At 44.2% G+C, this 21,110-nt stretch carries 20 protein-coding genes; 8 read left to right on the top strand and 12 right to left on the bottom strand.

What is annotated here, in order from left to right; all coding sequences use genetic code 11:
• Positions 1–125: 125 nt before the first annotated feature.
• The 5 genes from LZG73_RS00005 to LZG73_RS00025 form a co-directional block, all read right to left on the bottom strand.
• A complete protein-coding gene (locus tag LZG73_RS00005; RefSeq protein WP_233845435.1) occupies positions 126–602 on the bottom strand; it encodes a hypothetical protein in 477 nt (158 codons plus the stop codon).
• Between the two features lie 139 nt (positions 603–741).
• On the bottom strand, positions 742–1,695 hold the full coding sequence (locus tag LZG73_RS00010; RefSeq protein WP_233845436.1) for a threonine/serine dehydratase: 954 nt from the start codon (positions 1,693–1,695) through the stop codon (positions 742–744).
• A 79-nt stretch (positions 1,696–1,774) separates the two neighbouring features.
• The gene (locus LZG73_RS00015) at positions 1,775–2,662 is read right to left on the bottom strand and encodes an OmpA family protein (RefSeq protein ID WP_233845437.1); all 888 of its coding nucleotides are present in this window, start codon (positions 2,660–2,662) and stop codon (positions 1,775–1,777) included.
• Positions 2,663–2,848: 186 nt separating this feature from the next.
• Positions 2,849–3,595: a GLPGLI family protein gene (locus tag LZG73_RS00020; protein ID WP_233845438.1), complete on the bottom strand. Its 747-nt coding sequence runs from the start codon at positions 3,593–3,595 to the stop codon at positions 2,849–2,851.
• A gap of 18 nt (positions 3,596–3,613) precedes the next feature.
• Positions 3,614–6,418: an outer membrane beta-barrel family protein gene (locus LZG73_RS00025; RefSeq protein WP_233845439.1), complete on the bottom strand. Its 2,805-nt coding sequence runs from the start codon at positions 6,416–6,418 to the stop codon at positions 3,614–3,616.
• Positions 6,419–6,676: 258 nt separating this feature from the next.
• On the opposite strand from LZG73_RS00025, the gene LZG73_RS00030 reads away from it, so the two are divergent.
• Entirely contained in the window at positions 6,677–7,186 is a 510-nt protein-coding gene (locus LZG73_RS00030; protein WP_233845440.1) for a metallophosphoesterase, read from the top strand.
• Position 7,187: 1 nt separating this feature from the next.
• On the opposite strand, the gene LZG73_RS00035 is transcribed toward LZG73_RS00030, so the two are convergent.
• Genes LZG73_RS00035 through LZG73_RS00045 form a run of 3 tightly spaced genes read right to left on the bottom strand, consistent with a single transcriptional unit; the run spans position 7,188 to position 9,224 of the window.
• Positions 7,188–8,408, bottom strand: a complete 1,221-nt coding sequence (locus LZG73_RS00035) for a M20/M25/M40 family metallo-hydrolase (RefSeq protein WP_233845441.1) — start codon at positions 8,406–8,408, stop codon at positions 7,188–7,190.
• 33 nt (positions 8,409–8,441) lie between these two features.
• Complete coding sequence (locus LZG73_RS00040; RefSeq protein ID WP_233845442.1) at positions 8,442–8,753, bottom strand: MerR family transcriptional regulator; 312 nt, start codon at positions 8,751–8,753, stop codon at positions 8,442–8,444.
• A 42-nt stretch (positions 8,754–8,795) separates the two neighbouring features.
• A complete protein-coding gene (locus tag LZG73_RS00045; protein ID WP_233845443.1) occupies positions 8,796–9,224 on the bottom strand; it encodes an SRPBCC domain-containing protein in 429 nt (142 codons plus the stop codon).
• Between the two features lie 185 nt (positions 9,225–9,409).
• Here LZG73_RS00045 and LZG73_RS00050 point away from each other — a divergent pair, with 185 nt between their 5' ends.
• Entirely contained in the window at positions 9,410–10,537 is a 1,128-nt protein-coding gene (locus tag LZG73_RS00050) for an acyltransferase (RefSeq protein ID WP_233845444.1), read from the top strand.
• A 1-nt stretch (position 10,538) separates the two neighbouring features.
• Here LZG73_RS00050 and LZG73_RS00055 read toward each other — a convergent pair whose 3' ends face one another.
• The 3 genes from LZG73_RS00055 to LZG73_RS00065 all read right to left on the bottom strand — a co-directional run bounded on the left by LZG73_RS00055 (position 10,539) and on the right by LZG73_RS00065 (position 12,526).
• A complete protein-coding gene (locus LZG73_RS00055) occupies positions 10,539–11,702 on the bottom strand; it encodes an alpha/beta hydrolase (protein WP_233845445.1) in 1,164 nt (387 codons plus the stop codon).
• Positions 11,703–11,744: 42 nt separating this feature from the next.
• Complete coding sequence (locus LZG73_RS00060; protein ID WP_233845446.1) at positions 11,745–11,957, bottom strand: hypothetical protein; 213 nt, start codon at positions 11,955–11,957, stop codon at positions 11,745–11,747.
• Positions 11,958–12,058: 101 nt separating this feature from the next.
• Entirely contained in the window at positions 12,059–12,526 is a 468-nt protein-coding gene (locus tag LZG73_RS00065; protein WP_233845447.1) for a response regulator, read from the bottom strand.
• A 386-nt stretch (positions 12,527–12,912) separates the two neighbouring features.
• Here LZG73_RS00065 and LZG73_RS00070 point away from each other — a divergent pair, with 386 nt between their 5' ends.
• From LZG73_RS00070 to LZG73_RS00095, 6 genes are all read left to right on the top strand, one after another.
• Positions 12,913–15,192: an Rv1355c family protein gene (locus LZG73_RS00070; RefSeq protein WP_233845448.1), complete on the top strand. Its 2,280-nt coding sequence runs from the start codon at positions 12,913–12,915 to the stop codon at positions 15,190–15,192.
• Positions 15,192–15,893: a hypothetical protein gene (locus tag LZG73_RS00075; RefSeq protein WP_233845449.1), complete on the top strand. Its 702-nt coding sequence runs from the start codon at positions 15,192–15,194 to the stop codon at positions 15,891–15,893. Before LZG73_RS00070 ends, LZG73_RS00075 begins: the two co-directional genes overlap by 1 nt.
• Positions 15,890–18,058 carry a 7TM diverse intracellular signaling domain-containing protein gene (locus LZG73_RS00080; RefSeq protein WP_233845450.1) on the top strand — a complete coding sequence of 723 codons (2,169 nt, stop codon included), beginning with the start codon at positions 15,890–15,892 and terminating at the stop codon, positions 18,056–18,058. Before LZG73_RS00075 ends, LZG73_RS00080 begins: the two co-directional genes overlap by 4 nt.
• Entirely contained in the window at positions 18,051–19,142 is a 1,092-nt protein-coding gene (locus tag LZG73_RS00085) for a hybrid sensor histidine kinase/response regulator (protein WP_233845451.1), read from the top strand. The genes LZG73_RS00080 and LZG73_RS00085 overlap by 8 nt, the downstream gene beginning before the upstream one ends.
• A gap of 5 nt (positions 19,143–19,147) precedes the next feature.
• A complete protein-coding gene (locus LZG73_RS00090; protein WP_233845452.1) occupies positions 19,148–19,537 on the top strand; it encodes a response regulator in 390 nt (129 codons plus the stop codon).
• 713 nt (positions 19,538–20,250) lie between these two features.
• Complete coding sequence (locus LZG73_RS00095) at positions 20,251–20,400, top strand: hypothetical protein (protein ID WP_233845453.1); 150 nt, start codon at positions 20,251–20,253, stop codon at positions 20,398–20,400.
• Here LZG73_RS00095 and LZG73_RS00100 read toward each other — a convergent pair whose 3' ends face one another.
• On the bottom strand, positions 20,401–21,105 hold the full coding sequence (locus LZG73_RS00100) for an L-ribulose-5-phosphate 4-epimerase (RefSeq protein ID WP_233845454.1): 705 nt from the start codon (positions 21,103–21,105) through the stop codon (positions 20,401–20,403).
• Between the last annotated feature and the right edge of the window lie 5 nt (positions 21,106–21,110).

Below are 21,110 nucleotides of genomic sequence, written 5' to 3' on the forward strand. Positions count from 1 at the left end.
TGAATTTAAACGGAATGAGCCCGGTACAATACCGAGCTCATCACACTAATCGTTAATTCTTAAACTCGTCCAACTTTTGGGGTTCAGTCCAAAACCAATCGCTTTTTTCATTCGCGTTCAAAAACTTACTTCTTCTTGAATTCGAGATATCCTTCGTAAGAGGCTTTTCCGTTTGATGGATCGGCTATTTTCAAATTAATATTCAGCTGAGCAACGCCACTGGCACCTGCAACCCTTGTCGCAACACCTTCCACTTTGTGTTTAAGTGGCTCTCCAGTGCTCTGTTTAACATTGACCGTTTCGTTGATCGTAAAACCGTCTTTGTCAGAATGCACGTCAGACAATGGATATTCCTGAACAACAGTCACCGATGTTCCGGCGATTGCAATTTTTATGGTTCTGATGTAAGCAATAGCAAGTTTGTTTTTGCCAAGAACCGTAATCGTCCAATCTTCATTAACAGTTGTTGGTCCGTTGATTGTCGTCGTGGCATAAGCTCCGACATATTCCGGTGCATAGTCAACTTCTGGTGCTACATCATCGTCTTTATCCTTGCAGGCTCCCATAAAAATAACAAGGGCGCAAAAAATCAGCTTTTTCATACTTTAACTTTAAGAGTAAATAACATTCAACATTAATTCACCGGCGTGCGGCATTTCTACTAATAACGGCAATGCAATGTTAACCGCATATTTGGCAACAATTAAATTCTTGTTTTCCTGAAAAACCACTGAAATATACTCAAAACGGCAATTTCCCAAGATCTACATTTCCTCCGGTCAGAATCACACCGACTTTTTTGCCGCTAAACTGGTCCTTATTTTTGATAAAAGCCGCTAACGAAACAGCACCCGAAGGCTCCACAACAAGCTTCATGCGTTCCCACAAAAAGCGCATTGCCTGGACAATTTCCTCATCGGAAACTGTCAGAATATCCGTCACATGCTGCTTAATAATTGGAAAGGTTTTGTCGCCTAAATAAGTCAGCAAGCCGTCGGCAATGGTTTTGACATAAGGCGCTTTTTCAATTTTATCACTTCTGAAAGAGAGCACTGCATCTGCTGCGCCTTCCGGTTCGCCCGCATACACCTTTGTGGCTGGCGAAAAATAATGGGCTGTTAATGCCGTCCCGCTCAGCAGCCCGCCTCCTCCCACTGGAGCAAAAATCATATCGAGCTCATGGTCCACATCTTCAATCAATTCTTTTGCAGCAGTCGCTTGTCCGGCGATCACTTCGTAGTTGTTGAAAGGATGGATAAAGGTTGCACCGGTTTTCCCGATTATCTCCTGAACCGTGCTTTCACGTTCTTCGGGCGTGTTTTTACAAAAAGTGATTTGCCCGCCGTAACCTTCCACAGCGCGTATTTTGACCAATGGCGAATTATCGGGCATTACAATATAAGCCTTTGCTCCCACTTTCGCGGCAGCAAAGGCAATGGCCTGCGCATGGTTTCCGCTTGAATGTGTCGTTACGCCGTTTTCAAACTGATCTTCTGACAAAGACAGGATTGCATTCAATCCGCCCCGCGCTTTAAATGCGCCTATCTTTTGCAGGTTTTCGCATTTGAAAAATATCTGCGCGTCGCACAAGTCATTCAAGAAGCTGGAAGTTAAAACGGGCGTGTGATGAATGTAAGGAGCCACAAGCTGATGCGCTTTCTCGATAGTTTCCTTATTTGGAACTTGCTCAGACATGAATGCGTGTTTTAATGAGTGAACAAAAAGAAGCCCATCGTTTCCGACGGGCTTTCCTCAATTTATGCTTACTAAACGATTACTTGCCAGCATTTGGCGTGTAAAGGTTGAAGAACTGATCCAACTTAGGTGTGATGATAATCTCCGTACGACGGTTCAAGCTACGGTTTGGCGCCGAATCATTTGCCACTTTGGGTAAATATTCGCCACGGCCACCAGCAATCATTCGAACTGGTTCAACACCATATTTCTTCTGCAATGTTCTCGCAACCGAAGTCGCGCGCAAAACGCTCAAATCCCAGTTATCAGAAACTTTGTCCGTTGCGATAGGCACATTATCCGTGTGGCCTTCGATCAGGATTTCAATTTCTTTGTAGTCGTTCAGAATCTTGGCAACTTTGCTCAACACCGACTCAGCCTGTGTATTGATAACCGAGCTTCCAGATTTGAAAAGCATTTTGTCAGAAAGTGACACATAAACAACGCCTTTCTTCACTTCAATCTGAACATCTTCATCGCTAACATCTGCCAACGAACGTTTCAGGTTTAGCACAAGCGCCATGTTCAAAGAATCCTTTTTCTGAATGCTTGAATTCAAATCGCGGATCTGCATGCCTTGCGCATCCATCATTGCCAACGATTTTTTAATGCTTTCAGAACCTTCTTTGCTGATAACCGAAAGATCAGACATGCGGTCAAGCAAATTATTGTTGTTTTTCTTAAGGAATTCAACTTGTTCTTCCAGCTCTTTCAATTTTGCATTTTTGCTGGTTAGCTCATCGTTTTTAGCCTTCAAATCATTGTTAAGTCCGGCAGTTCTGCTATCGCAATCGTTCAGGTCGGCTCTCGCTTTGTCCAATTGAATCTGGATTTCGCTGGCTTGTTTTTGCGCAGTAAGCAATTTTTTCTTGCCCGCACAAGCGCCAAGAATAAAGAGCATAGCAACGGCTAAAAGCGTTTGTTTCATAATAAAGGGTGGTTAATTAGATCAACAGTGTTAAGTATAAAAATAGGTAAGTGAGTAATAATACATAAATATCGAGCCAACCACTTGCAACTCACAGGCTCAATGAAGTCGCAAATGTACGAAAAAAGGAAAGATCGCCGAGACAATCTTTCCTTTTATAATAAATTTGCAGATTTCTAATAAAAATCAATAGGGGATTGCATAATAGGGATTACGATGCGCCTTGATGCTGTCCTTAATGTGATTACTTGTTAACTCCACATATTTGGCCGCATTGATCTTCTTCCCTTTGAGCTTTTTGGGCAGTGCCAGCTCTTCACCTGTCACCGGTCTTAATTTCACCTCTTTGGCTGTGGTTACAATATCGCCGTCATTCACATCCAGCTCGAGGATCATTCCGGGTAGACCACCATACATTTGTGGCCCTCCGGAAACCGGTATATTGTCTGCAAACCAAGCTGTAATCTTTTGATTTTTGATCGTGTCCTCTGTCACAGCCATCATGCACATATAACCCGCCACTTCTTTAATTTTATTCATCACTTTCCAGTTCGGGGCCTGGATTGAGTCTTCAACAATGTAAGTTTTGCCTAGCATTTCAATGATGTCGGTCATTTTGCTATTCTCATAATCACGGTAAATTTTAAACTCTCCTTTCCGCCAAGAATAACCGCCTTCGGACAATTCATCGACCTTCGGATAACTGTAATAGCTTTGCTTGTCATTGAATATCATTGTCATTTCCTGCTTGGATTCATCGTCATTGCCCCAAGTAAGTTTTAACCTGTCTTTTTCTTCCTGGCTCATGTAACTCAACCGGGAATAAACTCGGGTCCAGTGGAAAACGCGATCATATGTGATCTCTCCCTCCATTTTCTGGGCCGCAGCAGCGAGAGAAAACAGCAACAACATAATTAACGAAATCGATTTCATAGGTTTAAATTTCAGTGTTTAAAAGTTGTTGTTCCGTCTGACAGAAGCGGTTACACCACGCATATTATATGTAAAGCTCAGCATAAAATATCTTGACAATGTCCTCACACGGCGCTCTGTGTAATAGTTTTGGTTGACATTCTGCGTAATGCCCTGATTTCGCTTGAACACGTCGTTGGCCGTAAGTCGTATCTCTCCTTTTTTACTTTTCAGCATGATCTTGTAAACCGATAAGTTCAGGATCGGCAATTTTTGATCGAAGCCGAACTGGTCATTTTTATAAATCCTGTAATTGAACCGCGCATTGAAATAAATGTCCTTCGGCCCTTTTGCATTCACATCAGCCCCATAAGTCGCGTTGAAGATCTTCTGGTTTTGATTGGTGTTGATCGAATATTTCGACTCGCTGATACCCCAGTTGGCATTACCGTAAAATGTAAAAGCATCGCTAGGCGTCAGATCGAGGCGTGTGCCGAAATTGTAGCTGTCTGTATTCGTCTCATTTTTAACACCATTGATGTAAGTCAGGTTGTTGTCAAAATTGACATTTGTGTTAAGATTCAGCGTCGCTTTTGTCTTCTTCAAAGGAAATCCAAATCCTGCGTAAGTCCCGTAACTGTTTCCTCCTGTAATGTTGATCGGCTTGGTGGTCGTGATCAGGTTTTCTACATTCACTGTTCTGTTGTAAACGATCTGGTTTACATTGTAATTGTAGGAAAGGCCAATGTAAAGATTGGTAAAGCTGGCTGGATTGAACATGTTATAACCGGCATAAACGCTGTGCGATGAGGACGGGATCAGGTCCGGATTTCCTTCGGTGATATAGAGCGGATTGCTGTTGTCTACAATCGGTTGCAGATCTGTAACCGACGGCTCACGAACATTCAGGCCATATTCTGCGTAAAGATAGCGGTTGTTTTTGAGGTCATAATTTAAAGAAACGTTGGGCACGAGTGTGAAATAGCTCTTGTCAACACGCGTAAAATTCGTTGCATTTTTATCGGAAGCAAATTTCCCTCGCAATTCAAACTGGACACCGGCAAGTCCCGCAGCGAAATTGAAACCTTTGTTAGAATAACGAAGACTTGTGCCCACACGGTTGTAGGTGAAATCGTTGGAATAATAGCGTGTCAGAAATTGATTGACTTCGCGCTCCGTTCCGCTGACATCGAACACGTCGCGGTCAACTTTGTCCTTCCGCATGCTGTAATTGAAGAATGTCTCCCAGGTGAATTTCTTGGCAAAAGGCTCAATGTAAGACAAACTGCCTTTGAAATTGCCGCGGGTGCTTTCTGTTTGATTCAGCTGGTTAATGGAGCTGTTTCTTGTCGAATCCTGAAAGAATATATTCATCGAATTCAGGCGTTTGTCTTCGTCAGCATTGTTAATGTTGTAAGCGACGCTCGCTGCAAAGTTCCTTCCCTTTTTCTTGAACTTGTGTCTGTACAAAAGCAGGTTAGCCATTGCGAAGGAATTGTATTCGCTCTTATTATCAACCGTCGATTGGTTGGTCACAACTCCCTCATTCAGGAACGATCGCTGAAAGCTGTCATAATCCTCATCTCCCGAATTGATCCGCGAATTGCTAATCAGAACAAGTGTATTGAGCGAATCAAGGTTCTTTTCAAACCGAAGGCTTGGTCGGTGATTGCCCGTGAAGCCGATTGACTTCGAGTTATCCAGCGAACTGTAAGAATCATTCGTCAGGAAGTTCTCCGTCCGTGCCTGCACATCATTGATGGCCTTTGTCTGATTGTAAAAATAGCTCGTGCTCAGTTTCGTTTTCTTGTTGTCATAGTTATAGTTTGCGCCGCCTGCGAAGTTTTTGGTAAAGCCTTCGGAGCCGCCGCCGTTCCAGGAAGGCTGGATCGTGATATCATCCCCACCATAATAACGGCCGCTATTGAATCCAAAATCCCCATCGTCGCCCCAGTTAAAAGATTGGCTCCCTTTGAAATCCTGATAATCGTTCCGCGCGATGCCCGACTGGTTTGTGTTGTTTCCAAAGCCCAGAATGGCAAATTGCTGCTTGTCGTCGAACCGATTGTAATTTACTTTTCCTTCCAATCGCTTGTCCGTTCCTACGCCCGCGGTCGCTTTCCCAAAACCACCTTTTTTATGGCTGTCTTTCAGTTCCAGGTTGACCGTTTTCTCCCGCTTGCCATCGTCAACACCCGTAACTTTCGACTGTTCCGTTTTACCATTGAAAACCTGCACTTTGTTGATTGCCTCGGCAGGAAGGTTTTTGGTTGCCATTTTGGGGTCGTCGCCAAAAAACCGCTTACCGTCGACCGTTACACGTTTGACTTCTTCGCCTTGTGCCTTGATGTTTCCATCCGCATCCACTTGCATTCCCGGGAGTTTGCGGAGCAGATCTTCGACTGTTGATCCTGGCGGCACTTTAAATGCACGCGCATCAAACTCCACCGTATCGCCCCTAATGCTCAACGGCGCCCTCGCGGTTTTGATTACGACTTCGTACAACTCCTTTTGTAACACCTTCATTTTCATTCTGCCCAGGTCCGTCACATCGCCGTCTTTTGGGTTAACATTCTCCTGATAAGGCACAAAGCCGACATAAGACACCTTGAAAATATACTGCGTCCGTTTCAGGTTTTTCAACTCAAATGCGCCTTCTTTGTTGGTTCTGCCAAAGTTCACCAGCGAAGAGTCCTTGGGCAGCAGCAACATGACCGTGGCTTCGGGCAAGGCCGCCCCGGAAGTGTCTGTAACTACTCCTTTAAGCGTAAATCGCCCGCCGGTCTGCGCCTGGGCGACCGTTACAAAGGGGCATAAAAAGAACAGAAGTAGGATTTTTTTCAAGGCTGATGGTGGTTAGATTACTCGAAGGATGTAACTGATATACTACTTTACGCAATTATAGACAAACTGATGCAACTTTACAACTACAAAATTAGTTTACAGCCCGATTTTGACGATAGTAACAAAAAATTAACTTAAATTAAGAAACCCATCCCTAATATATAAAAACGTTATATATAAGTTACTTTAATTAACAAGAAAAATAAAATTAATTTATTTTGCGGTTACAAAACAGATCAGACACGACCTCGATAGCGGATGAAAACAATTGGATTGATATCAGACACACACGGTTACCTGGATGAACGCGTGTTCGAACACTTCGCAAATTGCGATGAAATCTGGCACGCCGGTGATATCGGTTCTACAAAGATTATAGACCAATTAGAGGCTTTCAAGCCATGCCGAATCGTTTTTGGGAACATTGATAACAATGAGATCCGTGCCCGAACGGTTGAAAACCTGCATTTTGACCTGGAAGGATTTCGTGTATGGATCACGCACATTGGGGGAGCGCCCCCGCGTTACAATCCGCAGGTGATGCCGCAACTAAAATCCGCAACGCCTGATATTTTCGTGTGCGGACATTCACACATTCTTCGGGTGATCCGGGATAAGGAGCTTAATAATATGCTTTACATTAATCCGGGCGCCGCCGGGCGGGAAGGTTTTCACAAATTCCGGACATTGCTGCGGTTTAATCTGCACGAAGGACTGATCAGTCAGATGGAAGCCATTGAACTTGGCAAACGCGGCGCGATTCAATAAGTCAGAATGTTACTGTTACCTTTTTGGTTTCAGCGCCACGTAAGAATTCAGCTTCTACTTTTTCGCCTTTTTCATGCTCGCCGAGCACTTCCATGTAATCATATATGGAAGTAATTTCTTTTCCAGCCAGTTTTTTAATGATGTCTCCCGCCTGAATGCCCGCTTTTTCGGCTGGGCGAGCTTTGGAAACGCCATCGATTTTGAGGCCTTTTCCCGAATAACTGTAATCAGGCATGACTCCCAATGTGACTTTAAAATCAGCTGTGCTGTTGCCCGAATGCGGATTGTCAGCGGTTACAAATTGCGGGTCGACCGTTTCTCTGTCCAGATTTTCGAGCAACCCGGAGACGACTGTGAGAATTTTTGCTTCGCCCGCAGAGTTAATGTTCTCCACGTCATCGCTGATCTTGTGATAATCGCCGTGCACACCCGTAAAAAACTGCACAACAGGAATGTTTTTGAGATAAAAAGATGTGTGGTCCGACGCACCGACGCCCGATGAATCAACCGTAACTTTCAGTCCCTGGCTTTTAGCAAGTTCCGGAATGAGCTTTCCCCAAACAGCGCTTGTCCCCCACCCCGAAACGATCACGCCCTTTTCATCGCTTAACCTGCCGATCATATCCATATTTACCATGCAGCTGATGGACGCAAGCGGAATGGTCGGATTTTCTGTAAAATATTTCGAACCCAGCAGTCCGAGCTCTTCGCCTGAGAACGCAATGAAGAGATAATTGTGCTTTTCTTTAATGTTATTGCTGCTGAAATATTTGGCCAATTCCATCACACCAGACGTTCCGGAAGCATTGTCGTCCGCGCCATTATGGAGCTTATTCTTACTGTCCGGCGAAAGCGAACTCCCCTGAAAACCTTTTCCAAGATGGTCATAATGCGCGCCGACGACAATCGTCTTCTTTGCATTATTGTTTAAAAATCCAACAACATTCCTGCCTGTCAGCTCGTGCAAGTTTCCTTCTATCGAATATTTGACCTGGAATGGCTGGAAAAAACTGCCGTCAGTTCCCGCAGGCTTCAAACCCAGTGTTCCAAAAATATCAGCAATGTAATTTGCCGATCGGATCTCACCCAGACTTCCTGTGCCGCGCCCTTCCATCTCATCAGAAGCCAAAAATGCAATGTGCTTGCGGATTTCAGCCGATTGAAACTTTTGCTCAAAACTTGGAAGCGAAGCTATTAAGAATAACAAAAAGATGGACCGCATTGGAAAGGACATTTAAATAATGATGAGCACCGATCAGAGCTTTTCCTGCAATTCTTCGAGGAATTTGCGAACGCGCATAAGCCTTTGGATCAACAGTTGCGCCTCTTCTTTTCTTCGCATTTGCTCGCGCGCGCCTTTGATCGTGCGCCCCTGCTTGTCGCGCTGATGCATGATCTTGCGAATGATTTCAATGTCCCTTTCTGTATAACGCCTTCGGTTCCGCGCGTCGCGCTTCGGGTTAAGCTGAGGAAACTTCTTCTCCCAAAAGCGTAGAGCAGACGGCTCGCAGCCAACCAGTTCGGCTACTTCGTTGGTGTCATAATATAGTTTTGTGGTCGGTTGCATAGGATTCGGCGGTGATCATTACAAATATACTCACAGCCCCAATCAAAGTCTGTTTTCGGACAGATTTTTGATTTTTTCCAATGCAGTTGCTGCAAATTCCAGTGACGCGTTATAATAATCCTCGCCATCGGGCAGCGATGCAAAATCCCCGATTTCCAGTTCAAGAACGACGCCTGCGCCGGATTCCGAAAGTTTATATGTGTAGGCAATGTCATAGGATGCAGGCGGCAATTCCCACTTTTCGGCATATAGCGACAGCTTCAAGGTTTCATTTGGCTCGCATTCCACCACAGTAATGCGCGACCGCCCCGACCATTCGATCACTCTCCCTAGTTCCAGATAATAATCGCCAAAGCCTTCGGGAAGATCGTCCCATTGCCGCACGTATTTTGGTGCAATCAAAACTTCCCAAACTTTGCTCATTGGAGCTTCAATTTCTATCTGTTCTTTTACGGTTAGCACGCGATCCATATGTGACTGATTTACTTGTTACGATATACGTTTAGTCAAAGCCTTAAAAATTGTGCCGTTTGACAGGGCGCAGTCCTTTGATTCGAAAATAACATGTGGCTGATGGTAAATTGCTACATAAGCCAAACTTTGATTTACTTTACAGCCCCGGTTTCGGCCGGTCACGTAAAATATTGTTAAAAAGAATGAATCAGGAGATCAAGCCGGTCAGCAATCCCTTCGAGTCGAAAATAAATAGCATTCAGGTTCTCAGGGCTGCCGCAGCGCTGACAGTCACCATTTATCACCTCAAAGATGTCATCAAAAAGGGTGAGCCATTCAAGCAGGAGCTGGATTATTTTTTCAATTCCGGCCCGTCGGGAGTTGCGCTTTTCTTCGTCATTAGCGGATTCATTATGGTGTACATTACCAAGCAGACAACATTCTCCGGACTGGCTGTTTACAAATTTATCGCCCGCCGTTTTGTCAGGATCTGGCCCACTTATGCTGTCATCACATTGGTTTATTTTTTATTCCAAAGCAGGATCGGGCTCCAAGCCGGTGCATTCAAGGATGTGATTCTGAGTCTTTTATTCATTCCAGTCACGCACACAGATCCACCTTTCTACGGTTACGCGTTTTTGCCAGTCGGCTGGACATTGAATTACGAAATCTACTTTTATGCATTGGTGGCCATTTCAATGTTCTTTTCAAAATATCGGTGGGTCGTTTTCTTCATTATCATCATCATTACGCTCGTCATAATGCCCCACACAATGGGTTTCATTACACTGGAAGCGCAGCGAACCTATGATTCTGGCAATGGTTATTTGAACATGGTCATGAATCCCATTATCTGGAATTTCGTCTATGGAGTTATCATTGGCCTCATTTACACCAACGAAAAGCTGTTTCCTTTTTTCGCTTCTTTGTTTTCCAGGGTGTGGCTTGTATTTATGTTTATTTCCCTGGCTTTGTGGCAATATTGGTCAGGATTTTTTGGTGGGTTGGGGCCGTTGCAATGGGGTTTCGGATCGAGTTTGCTTTTTCTATCCTTTATATTTTACACTTCGCAACGGAGCATCGCTTTCCCCAACTGGCTGGTTAAAATCGGGGATATGTCGTTTTCGGTTTATCTTGTGCATGTGCCCGTTGTGGTCATTCTGGGGCATGTTTTCAAAAGATTGGGTTACCCGGTTTATAGCACCGGAACGTCCATGTTCTTCCTTGCACTGTTTATGACAATGGTTGCCTCCTATTTGTCTTATGAATTTCTGGAATTGAGATTATCCACTTATCTGAAACGAATGTTGCCTTTTATGAAGGGAAGATAAGTTAGGGAAGTTGAATGTCTTCCAGTGTTTTGAAGTTTTCAATCGTTATCTGTCGCCGGTTATCCGACCAAAAACGCTTCATAAACTGCGCGTAACGATTTGCGACATGTTCTTCTGTGTAGGACAAAATATGCCCTTTTTCGGGCTGGTAATTCAGCTCAAAAGGCTTTCCAAGTGTTTTCAGCCGATCCGAAGCCGGTTTTGCGCCTTGCATCCAAAAATACGATCCGCATGAAAACAGATTTCCCTGCTGATAAGGGAGCACCGTGTCACCCGTCCTTTGAAAGAAAACGGTTGGTTTTGCATTCGAATTTCTGATATAACTGGTTTTAAAAATTGCATATCCCAAATAGGAAAGCAAAGCTCTCACGCGAAATTCAGTTCCGGTTTTTACCGGGTCCAATGGCCCGAGCGTTTTCACAATCCCGGGCTGCAATGCTTCAAAGTCCGACTCATCCATATAAACAAGGGCCGAAATAATGATGGCCCCGGCACTGCTCCCGGCCAGAATCATCTGACCCGGATCAATCCCAAATGTCTCCGATTTGTCCGCAAAGTAATGGAGCGCTGTGTAAGTGTCCTGCACGCCGCGGTAAATGGCCTGGATCACTTCGAGATTATTGCCGCCACAGGAATTGGCTTGCGAACCACCATTAAAACCCAAACGATAATTAATAGACGCAGTGGCGTAACCCTTTCGCGCGAGCCACCTCGCTTTGCCCAATTCATTACCCAATTCACCAAAAAGAAATGCGCCTTCATGAACCATGAGCACAAATGGCCTGTATTGCAACGTGTCATTGGCAGGCGCTATAAACGAATAATCTAAATTTACTGCACGCCCAATATAGTCACGGGCCTTGGTGTAAATGCCGGTTTTGTTCGAAAGCTGGGCTTCGCTATAAATGTTTGTTGCGCCAAAACCCTTGGACAATGCTAAAAAGCGGTTGCTGTTCCTGGGTTTCAGCGTGTCAATGATGATTGTATCGGGCTTGGGATTCGTGGTGGTGTCAATGGTGTTCCCCGTGGTGTCTGTGGGATCGGGTTCTCCGCCGGGCTGTTCAATAGGCTTGGGTGGTGGAGGGGGTATAGTTCCCTCTCCACACGATACGAACAATCCTGTCAGAATCAAGAATAAGCTTTTGAGGTAAATTGTTCGCAACATTATGCCGGGGAATTACACTGGATTTGCCCGGCGCTCCGAGCCTTAATTGTTGAAACTTGGAACGATGTCGGCGGCAGTATTTTCAGACGCCAATTCGCTCTGATGGTAAAAATACCCTTCTGTTTTGTTATTTCCGGCCAATTCAGGCTGTTTTTTTTCAGCTGCAAACTTTCCTTCCATTTCGCGGAAGAATTTGTTGAAGAAAACATACAACACAACGCCAGAAATTGCTCCAATTGCCAATATCTTTTTCATAACTAATCCAGTTTATCGAGCCTGCGAAGATGCAGACATGGGGATAAAGCAAAAAGAATACCAGCACACTTTTTTGGAGAAATCGGACGCAATGCGAGAACCTAGGAAAGCAGATTTTGTCTCAGCAAAAATTCAAGCTGGCCGTTTACTTCAATCAACTTCTCGATAAGCTCCTTGTTTTGCTCGCGCAAATGAAATATTTCGTGGGCGTTTTTGATAATGATGCGCAGCTGGGCCTCGTCCCAGGGCTTGTTCAGATAATAGTAAATGTGCCCCTTATTGACGGCGTCAATCACTGCGGACACATCTGTGTAACCCGTCAGGAGGATGCGAACAGGGTCAGCGTAGTCTTTCAGCACTTCAATCAGGAAATCCACACCAGTCATCTCAGGCATGCGCTGATCGGTGATAATCACGTGTACAACGTTGTGTCTCAGCAATTCAAGACCTTCACGCCCGGAGGTTGCGATCAGTATATTAAAATCTCTTCTGAATGCGGCCTTAAATGAATTGAGGTTATTAATTTCATCATCCACATAAAGTACACTGATCTTTTCTTTGGTTTCCATTTAAAATACTTACTCTTGGAGGTGATTTGACTCGTTAGTTGGAGCGAAAAGGCTAAACTAATTGATAATATTATAATATTAATTCTATAATAACACAAAAGCGTCAAGTGCTTTTTACAATTTTACTTTTGAAATTCCGTAAACGACAAGCGCTCAGGTAAATTTGATCCAATTCCATCAAATATTTTGTGTGGCGATGATGCAGTGGTAGTTTTACAAAAATAATTTAAGCAAATTGTGTAAAATTGATCAAAATATTTATCCCACGGCATGGATTGGCATATTATCGGGCGGTTCACAGGATTTAATACGAAGATCAAAACAATTTGTTGAATTTTAAATTTTTAATGAGTTCTTCTGGGAACCATCCTCCTAATTGTTTAAAAATGTATCCAGATTCATCAAACAATACGATTTATAAACCGGTTTTCATTTTCAAAGAGCAAAGCGCTGACAAACAAAAATTTAACTCAGTAATTGCCGATTACCAGAACAAAATCGTCTTGGACTTGTTCGCTTCCCAGATGAAGGAGCTGATTAAGATTAGGAGTCCGCGAAAACGGCTTACTCCCATCGAAATCGATGAAATATACGCGGCATGGGCGGCAGAAAAAGACACTGATCTGGAAGGGAACTGGATTTATTATCCCTGGTCCAACCGACTCCTGCACATTCTGAACGAGGCTGACTTCATCACGCTCAGGACCAGCCGAAACCATTACAAAATCACTCCTCAGGAACAAGATCTTTTATCCAAAAGAAAAATAGGAATTATAGGCCTGTCTGTCGGCCACGCGGTTGCTGTAAGTGTGGCCACTGAGCGCATTTGCGGCACATTGAAGCTCGCTGACTTCGACACGATAGAGCTGAGCAACCTTAACCGCATCAAGACCGGACTCCATAATCTGGGGATCAATAAATGCATTGTTACAGCTAGAGAAATCGCCGAAATTGATCCCTATCTGGACATTGAATGCTATCCCGAAGGCATTACGGACACCAACATAACAGGGTTTTTGACCGAGCATGGAAAACTGGATATTTTGGTTGACGAATGCGATGATCTGGAAGTTAAAATAAGCTGTCGGGAAAAGGCGCGGCACTTCGGCATTCCCGTGGTGATGGAAACGAGTGATCGGGGCATGCTGGATGTGGAAAGGTTTGATCTGGACGCCGGGATGCCGATTTTACACGGATTACTCGCAGGCATTCCAGAAGAAAAGCTTAGGAACATTGCTCCCGCCGACCGGTTTCCACTCGTTATGCGCATCATTGACGCCATGAACACATCCAGCCGTGGACGCGCTTCGCTTCTGGAAATCGGGCAGTCGATCAGCACGTGGCCGCAGCTGGCAAGTGCGGTGACGCTGGGTGGAGGCGTGGTAACGGATGTGTGCAGACGCATTCTCCTCAATCAGTTTACGGATTCCGGACGCTATTATGTTGATCTTGAAAACATTATCGCAAACAAATCAGCAGAATCCGCATCAACCGTTTATAGTAAACCGGACAAAGGTTTTGATCTTGATAATGCCATAAAAATCGTCGATTCACTTCCCGGAAGTCAATCTTCGGCAGTAATATCAAATGAAGAAATTGAGCAAATCGTGCATGCGGGGACATTGGCCCCATCTGCCGGAAACGACCAGCCCTGGAAATGGGTTTTCCGGAATGGCCGCCTTCACCTCTTCCACGATCCCGCCCGCTCGCATTCTTTTGCAAACTATAAAAATACAGCAGCTCACCTCGCGCTTGGCGCTGCACTGGAAAATGCCAGTCTCAGGGCCAAACAATTAGGCTACGAGCCGCAAACTACGTTTTTCCCGCTGGCGTCCGCCACTGATTTGACTGCCTCAATAGAATTAGTCCAAAACAAAGGAAGCATTCCTGATTCGGCCAATGAACTGGCCGATTACATTGAAACCCGCGTTACCAATCGCAATCCAGGCGTTCTGTACACATTACACCAATCGGAACTGGATGCAATGCGAAATGCTGTGGCGGATGTTAAAGGAGCACACGTCACATTCATTCAGGGGAAAAATCAGCTGGCGCAATTGGGCAGCATTATTGGCGCCTGCGAGCTGACGCTTTTATTGAATGATGCGGGCCACCACGATTTCTTCGAGCGAAACACGCGCTGGCCTGGCAGAACAGAAAGTGAGTTTGGCGATGGCTATGCAATCCAATCGATTGTCACTTCGCCGCAGCAAATGGCGGTTTTAAGCATTTTGAAAGATAAAAAAATTGCGCGAACGCTGCGCGCGATCGGTGGGGGAAATGCATTATCGGAAGCCACGCAGGCAGCTGTTACAAACGCTTCATGCATTGCGGTGGTGGCGGTCGAGCGCTCAAAAGAAGCATATTTTAAAGGAGGAATGGCGGCACAAAGGCTTTGGCTGCGTGTTGAGCAACTTGGCTTGGCCGCGCAACCGGTGAATGCGCCTTTGCAGCTTTTCGAGCGTCTCGCCACTGGTGAAGGTCTGGATGACCGGGAGATTGCAGTATTAACGAACGTACAGCTTGACTTTGAACGAATTATAACTCAGCATAACAATACAAAGGCAGTCTTCCTCTTAAAAATCAACAAAACTGAAATGCTCGCAATGAAATCGAAACGCCTTCCATTGAATGAAACTCTGTTTATTGTAAACGACAAAATTTGATGGTAGCAAAAATTAAGGCGTACAAGGCTCCGGAGGATGTTGAGACTAGTTACAGATATATCGACGAACACCGAAAAGTATTAGAGGCGTACGGCGTAAAACAAGTTACTTCCGCAAGTCACAACTGGTTGCATGATGAGAACACCTATGTTATCATTGTCGAGTCGGAGGATGGCGAAAAAATCTATGGAGGCGGACGCATTCAGGTGCGTAACCAGGTCATGAAACTGCCTATGGAAGATGCCATTGCGAAGAAGGATGAGCGCATTTACGGGTACGTTGACAATTTGAAAGATAAAAAAATTGCCGAGTTCTGTGGGCTGTTTAACTCCAAAGAAGTAGCAGGTTATGGCATCGGGAGCATCTTCTTGGGTAGGATTGGCGTTGCAATTACTTCTCAGGTAGGTGTAGATCGTTTGCTCGCCCTATGTTCGCCGCCGACATTAAGACAGTGCCTGCGAATCGGGTTTGATATCATCCGCGTTCTGGGAAATAATGGAACATTTTATTATCCCAAAGAAGGCCTTATCGCGACTGCCATCATTGTTGACGACTTGCAAGGATTGCCCAATGCACATCAGGAAGAGCGCGATCGGATATTCGATTTGCGCGAACAGCCGGTTCAATATGCGGTGGAAAAAGGCCCAAAGGGTGAGATAGCATTACATTATAATCTCGACATGAAGATTCAGACTCTATGAGGTTTTTTACGCGATTCTTTACAATTCTGATTTTTTCCATACAGTTGGTTTATGGCAAACCTGTGGAATTTCACGATGGCTCCATGATCATTGGAAAGCAGCTTGAAATTTACGAGGACCGGACCAACAAGCTTAGTTTTGAAGAGGTTAGAAAAGAAAAAGGATTTGTCCAAAGCACGGACGACACGCCCAATATGGGGCTAAGTCAATCCACATTCTGGGTTCGTTTTTCAATAGTCAATAAAACACGCCGTCCGGCACTTTTCCTCGAACTTGCGCATCCGCTCATTCACACCTGCGAGCTTTTCGAAATAACCGGCTCTCATGTCAAGTCCGAAAAATATCTTGAAACCGACGATTTTGACGACCGGATTATCAAGCATCAGAACCTCGTTTTCAATCTCAACATCACGCCTGGCGATCACAAAGATTATTATTTGAGGGTTAAGGGTTATAATCAGGTCATTTTACCGTTGATCATTCGCGACCAGGAAAACTTTTTCGAATCGGCGCAAATTGGTGAAACGATCAATGGCATTTTTGCAGGGATCATTATTGTGATGGTGCTTTACAACATGTTCATTTACTTTTCGACCGGCGATAAAAGTTACCTTTTTTATGTGCTTTACGTGTTTTTCGTCGGGTTAGCGCAGACAGCACTTTCGGGTTACGGATTCAAATACATGTGGCCGTTTGCTCCTGGTTTCAATTCGGTTGCTACAATTTACTTTTCAGGGCTTGCCGGAATTTTTGCCATGCTGTTTGTGAAAAACTTTTTGCAGCTGGATGAAAAGTGGCCACCCGGAATTATGATACTAAATGTTATCATTATCCTTTATTCTTCGACGGGAATATTAAATTTGTTGGGATTTGAGCTTCTGAGCTTTCGCGCGGTGGACGTTTCAGGAGGAATTGGCGCAATCGGGCTTTTTATTATCGGATTAAAACTTTCAAAAGAGAATTATCGTCCTGCAAAACTGTTCCTGACTGCCTGGACAATTTTCCTGATAGGCCTTTTCTTACTGGTTTTGCGTAATATCAACATATTGCCTTATAATGTTTTTACAACTTATACAATGCAATTCGGTTCTATTGCAGAAGTGGTTTTACTTTCCATCGCATTGGCAGACAAAATCAACATTTTCAAGCGGGACCGGGAAGAGTCGCAGGCGCAGGCACTTAGAATTTCGCTCGAAAATGAGAAGATCATCATGGAGCAAAACAGCTTTCTGGAAAAAAGTGTCAACGAAAGGACGGCCGAATTGCAATTTGCAAATACAGAACTGAATGTGACGCTTAACAAATTGAAAGACACGCAAACGCAGTTGCTCGATTCTGAAAAAATGGCGTCGCTTGGTCAGCTTACGGCTGGCATTGCGCATGAGATCAATAATCCGATCAACTTCGTGAGCTCCAATATCAGACCGTTGCGCAGGGACATTGACGATGTGCTTGAAATTCTGGATTCATATAACGATATCGAGACCATTGATTCCATTGAAGGCATTCAGGGGAAAATCAGGGAAATTGACAAACTAAAAGAAGAGCTGGATCTTGATTATATAAAAACCGAGTTGGGAACGCTGCTGAAAGGCATGGAAGATGGCGCCAGCCGGACCGTTGAGATCGTGAAAGGGTTGAAAATATTTTCCCGCGTCGATGAATCCGACCTTAATGTGGTCAATATCAATGAAGGAATAGAATCAACGCTCATTATTTTGAATTACCAAATGGGCAACTCGATCCGTTTGGTGAAGGAGTTAGGCAACATTCCGAGTATTGAGTGCTTCGCGGGCAAGATAAACCAGGTCTTTATGAACATTCTTAACAATTCGATTTACGCCTTGTTGAAGCACAGGACCGGGGATAAAACGCCGACAATCTGGGTGAAGTCGTGGCTGCGCGATCCCGATAACATTTCCATTTCCATCAAAGATAACGGGCCTGGAATGACGCCGGAGATTCGTGCGAAGATCTTCGAACCCTTTTTCACCACCAAACAAGTGGGTGACGGGACCGGACTCGGACTGTCCATTGTCTTCAAAATAATCGAGGTTCATAGTGGCAATATCCAGGTTAATACCGAAGTTGGCCAGGGAACAGAATTTTTAATCACACTGCCGGTAAAACAAAAGCCTCGCCCTATCCAGGATTTCAATGAGTGAAAAACCCATAACCATATTGTACATTGACGATGAGGAGCATAATTTGCACTCCTTCAAGGCTTCTTTCCGGAAGCAGTACAGCATTACAGTCACCTCGTCGGTCGTAGAAGCAGAAGAAATTCTTGAAAAAAATGACTTTTGCATTATTCTCGCGGATCAGCGCATGCCGATCATGACGGGTGTGCAATTTTTTGAAAAGATCAGAACGAAGTTCCCAAAACCCATACGCATATTAATCACCGGACACACAGACATAAGCGCTGCCATTGACGCCATTAACAAAGGAGAAGTTTTCAGGTTTATCGACAAACCGTGGGATTACAATTATGTGGAAAACGCCATTTCACATGCTTATGACATTTACAAAACACGGGAAGACCTCCAACAGCGCAATATAGAACTGCAAAAGGCCAATGAGGAGCTGGACAAATTCGTTTACAGCGCTTCACACGACTTACGCGCGCCCTTGATGTCTGTGCTTGGGATCGTCAATCTGGCTTTGCTGGAAGATGATATCAAGTCCCAGAATGAATATCTGGAACTGATCCGGCAATCTGTAAAAAAGCTGGACACATTCATTATCAACATTATAGACTATTACAAAAACGCACGTGGCGTGCCGGTGGTTACGGATATCAGTTTTGAGGAACTGGTTACGGAAGTCCAGGCCACCATTCAATATCTTCCCGAATATGGAAATTTGAAAATGACCACCGACATTGATCAAGCGGGCGTCTTCAAGTCGGATGTGATGAAATTGCGGATCATTTTTAATAACCTGATCAACAACGCGATCAAGTTTCAGGACAAAACGAAACCAAACCAATTTGTCCATCTGACCATTAAGTCGACGCCTGATGCGGCCAGGATCATTGTGGAAGACAATGGTTCCGGAATCAAGGATTCGGATCAGGATAAGATCTTTAAAATGTTTTACCGTGCCGGCGCAACGAACAGCGGATCGGGAATCGGTTTGTACATTGTTCACGAAGCAATCGCCAAATTAGGGGGACAAATCAAGGTTTCGTCGTCGATAGGAGAAGGAAGTATTTTCGAAGTCAACATCCCTTCCATTCATAAATAATAGTTATGAAGCCACTTCTACACTTCTTTTTAATAGATGATAGCGCTTTTGATCTATTCATTTACGAAAAACTCCTTCTAAAGAGCGGCATCACAGACTCGGTGAAGACATTCAACTCAGCACGTGATGCACTCAAACATTTAGTCAGCCAAGGCGCAAATTTACCTGAAAGCGTTATCCTGCTGGACTTGCAAATGCCTGATATGAACGGCTTTGAATTCATTGAGGAATTCGACAGCCTACCGCCTTTGCTGCAAGAAAAAATCCGGATTTTCATGTTGTCATCCACCATTGACACGCGTGATATTGACAAAGCAAGAGCCAGCCTGCACATTCTGGATCTGCTCCCCAAACCTTTGGAAATTGCAACTTTAAAGAAGAAGCTTGGGATTTAAGGGCTATAACTTTTTGAATGCTGCAAACAACTCGGAAAGTCAGAAAACCAAGTAACACCGCTTTCCATAGCCTCCACGCTCTCCTGGAACAGGTTTTATAACCTTAATTTGTTACATTTTTTTGAACTGCAAAAATGTGTCTTCCAGGCACTTACTAATGCATATAGTTATAGATATTTCCCACTTTGTCCTATAATGTAACAACTTTTGTACGCTTTCGTCCACATTAAATGATGAAATGGGAAATTTACGCCACACCCTATAACAATTATTACTATTTTTATAACTTTTCTAATTTGAGTAAATTTTTTAGGACTTTGGGAACAACATTAGTATGGTAAAAATCCAAACCTGTCGTAACCTTAACATCCCTGAATAAATGAAAACTGATAGCAAAACCCTGTCTGAAATTCTAAAATTGCATGCAGAGTACGTTAAAGAGGTGGAATTCAGTGGCATAAAGCCATTGTCTATGGAGATTTACAAAACGAACTCCAACAATTTCGTTCGTTGGATCAAGGACGAATTTAATCCTGGCAGTAAACTGCGTAAGGGCGTGTTAAGTTAATTTATTGAGAAAAAAGGACTTCATACTCAACGTTTAGACAATCTAATGACTACCAGCGAACTTGTTTGCTGGTAGTTTTTTTATATCCTAAACTTTCCTATGTTTGGATTACGTTAGTTGATTAAACTATTAAGAATAACCCGATATGATATTTGCCATTTGGAACCTATTTAAAGGTCGTTTTTCCAAAGAATCCATTAATGAAGCAAAAGCGAGCGAGAAACGCATGTCACGCCAGGAGGCACTACAACAAATGCGCAACATTGCAAGCAGACGTTTGGAGGAGAAGAAATAATTAGCATCCCTGCCCGTAGTAAGCATCTTTTCCGTGTTTACGAAAATAATGCTTATCGCACAGACTTTGCTTAATGGCCTCACACGACGGATTAATCGTCAGGGTCAGAAACGCCATTTTTGCAATTTCTTCCAAAACAATTGAATTGTAAATGGCCTTTGCCGGATCTTTACCCCATGTAAACGGTCCGTGACAAGCCACAAGGACCATTTCGGTTTCTTCATAACTTAAATTTTCCGCAGCAAAAAGATCCAGAATCTGATTGCCCGTTTCCAATTCATAATCCCGCTGGATCATTTCGTCAGACATCACCTGCGTTACCGGCACGGCGGTTGTCAAATGGTCGGCGTGTGTTGTTCCGAGGTTTGGAATCGGTTTAATGGCTTGCGCCCAGGCCACCGCGTAGGTGGAATGCGTATGGCACACGCCGCCAATGTTAGGGAAACTTTTATAAAGCAATGTGTGCGTTTTGGTGTCAGAAGATGGGCGCATCGCCCCTTCTACAACCTGATTTTCCAGGTCCAGAATTACAATGTCTTCCACTTTCAGCTTGTGATAAGGTACACCGCTGGGTTTGATGCCGATCACACCAGCATCCCGGTCTATTCCACTCACATTACCAAATGTAACGATCGCCAGATTTTCTCTCGGGATCTCCATATTGGCCTCGTAAACCTGCTCTTTTAAATAAGTGTATTTTGACATGCCCT

Source organism: Dyadobacter sp. CY326 (assembly GCF_021390515.1).
In the GTDB taxonomy this organism is placed as follows: Bacteria; Bacteroidota; Bacteroidia; order Cytophagales; family Spirosomataceae; genus Dyadobacter.

Excerpts from the sequence above, each read along its gene's own strand:
- LZG73_RS00005 (WP_233845435.1), bottom strand. The coding sequence starts at position 602 with ATGAAAAAGCTGATTTTTTGCGCCCTTGTTATTTTTATGGGAGCCTGC.
- LZG73_RS00010 (WP_233845436.1), bottom strand. The coding sequence starts at position 1,695 with ATGTCTGAGCAAGTTCCAAATAAGGAAACTATCGAGAAAGCGCATCAG.
- LZG73_RS00015 (WP_233845437.1), bottom strand. The coding sequence starts at position 2,662 with ATGAAACAAACGCTTTTAGCCGTTGCTATGCTCTTTATTCTTGGCGCT.
- LZG73_RS00020 (WP_233845438.1), bottom strand. The coding sequence starts at position 3,595 with ATGAAATCGATTTCGTTAATTATGTTGTTGCTGTTTTCTCTCGCTGCT.
- LZG73_RS00030 (WP_233845440.1), top strand. The coding sequence starts at position 6,677 with ATGAAAACAATTGGATTGATATCAGACACACACGGTTACCTGGATGAA.
- LZG73_RS00035 (WP_233845441.1), bottom strand. The coding sequence starts at position 8,408 with ATGCGGTCCATCTTTTTGTTATTCTTAATAGCTTCGCTTCCAAGTTTT.
- LZG73_RS00040 (WP_233845442.1), bottom strand. The coding sequence starts at position 8,753 with ATGCAACCGACCACAAAACTATATTATGACACCAACGAAGTAGCCGAA.
- LZG73_RS00045 (WP_233845443.1), bottom strand. The coding sequence starts at position 9,224 with ATGGATCGCGTGCTAACCGTAAAAGAACAGATAGAAATTGAAGCTCCA.
- LZG73_RS00050 (WP_233845444.1), top strand. The coding sequence starts at position 9,410 with ATGAATCAGGAGATCAAGCCGGTCAGCAATCCCTTCGAGTCGAAAATA.
- LZG73_RS00055 (WP_233845445.1), bottom strand. The coding sequence starts at position 11,702 with ATGTTGCGAACAATTTACCTCAAAAGCTTATTCTTGATTCTGACAGGA.
- LZG73_RS00060 (WP_233845446.1), bottom strand. The coding sequence starts at position 11,957 with ATGAAAAAGATATTGGCAATTGGAGCAATTTCTGGCGTTGTGTTGTAT.
- LZG73_RS00065 (WP_233845447.1), bottom strand. The coding sequence starts at position 12,526 with ATGGAAACCAAAGAAAAGATCAGTGTACTTTATGTGGATGATGAAATT.
- LZG73_RS00070 (WP_233845448.1), top strand. The coding sequence starts at position 12,913 with ATGTATCCAGATTCATCAAACAATACGATTTATAAACCGGTTTTCATT.
- LZG73_RS00075 (WP_233845449.1), top strand. The coding sequence starts at position 15,192 with ATGGTAGCAAAAATTAAGGCGTACAAGGCTCCGGAGGATGTTGAGACT.
- LZG73_RS00080 (WP_233845450.1), top strand. The coding sequence starts at position 15,890 with ATGAGGTTTTTTACGCGATTCTTTACAATTCTGATTTTTTCCATACAG.
- LZG73_RS00085 (WP_233845451.1), top strand. The coding sequence starts at position 18,051 with ATGAGTGAAAAACCCATAACCATATTGTACATTGACGATGAGGAGCAT.
- LZG73_RS00090 (WP_233845452.1), top strand. The coding sequence starts at position 19,148 with ATGAAGCCACTTCTACACTTCTTTTTAATAGATGATAGCGCTTTTGAT.
- LZG73_RS00095 (WP_233845453.1), top strand. The coding sequence starts at position 20,251 with ATGATATTTGCCATTTGGAACCTATTTAAAGGTCGTTTTTCCAAAGAA.
- LZG73_RS00100 (WP_233845454.1), bottom strand. The coding sequence starts at position 21,105 with ATGTCAAAATACACTTATTTAAAAGAGCAGGTTTACGAGGCCAATATG.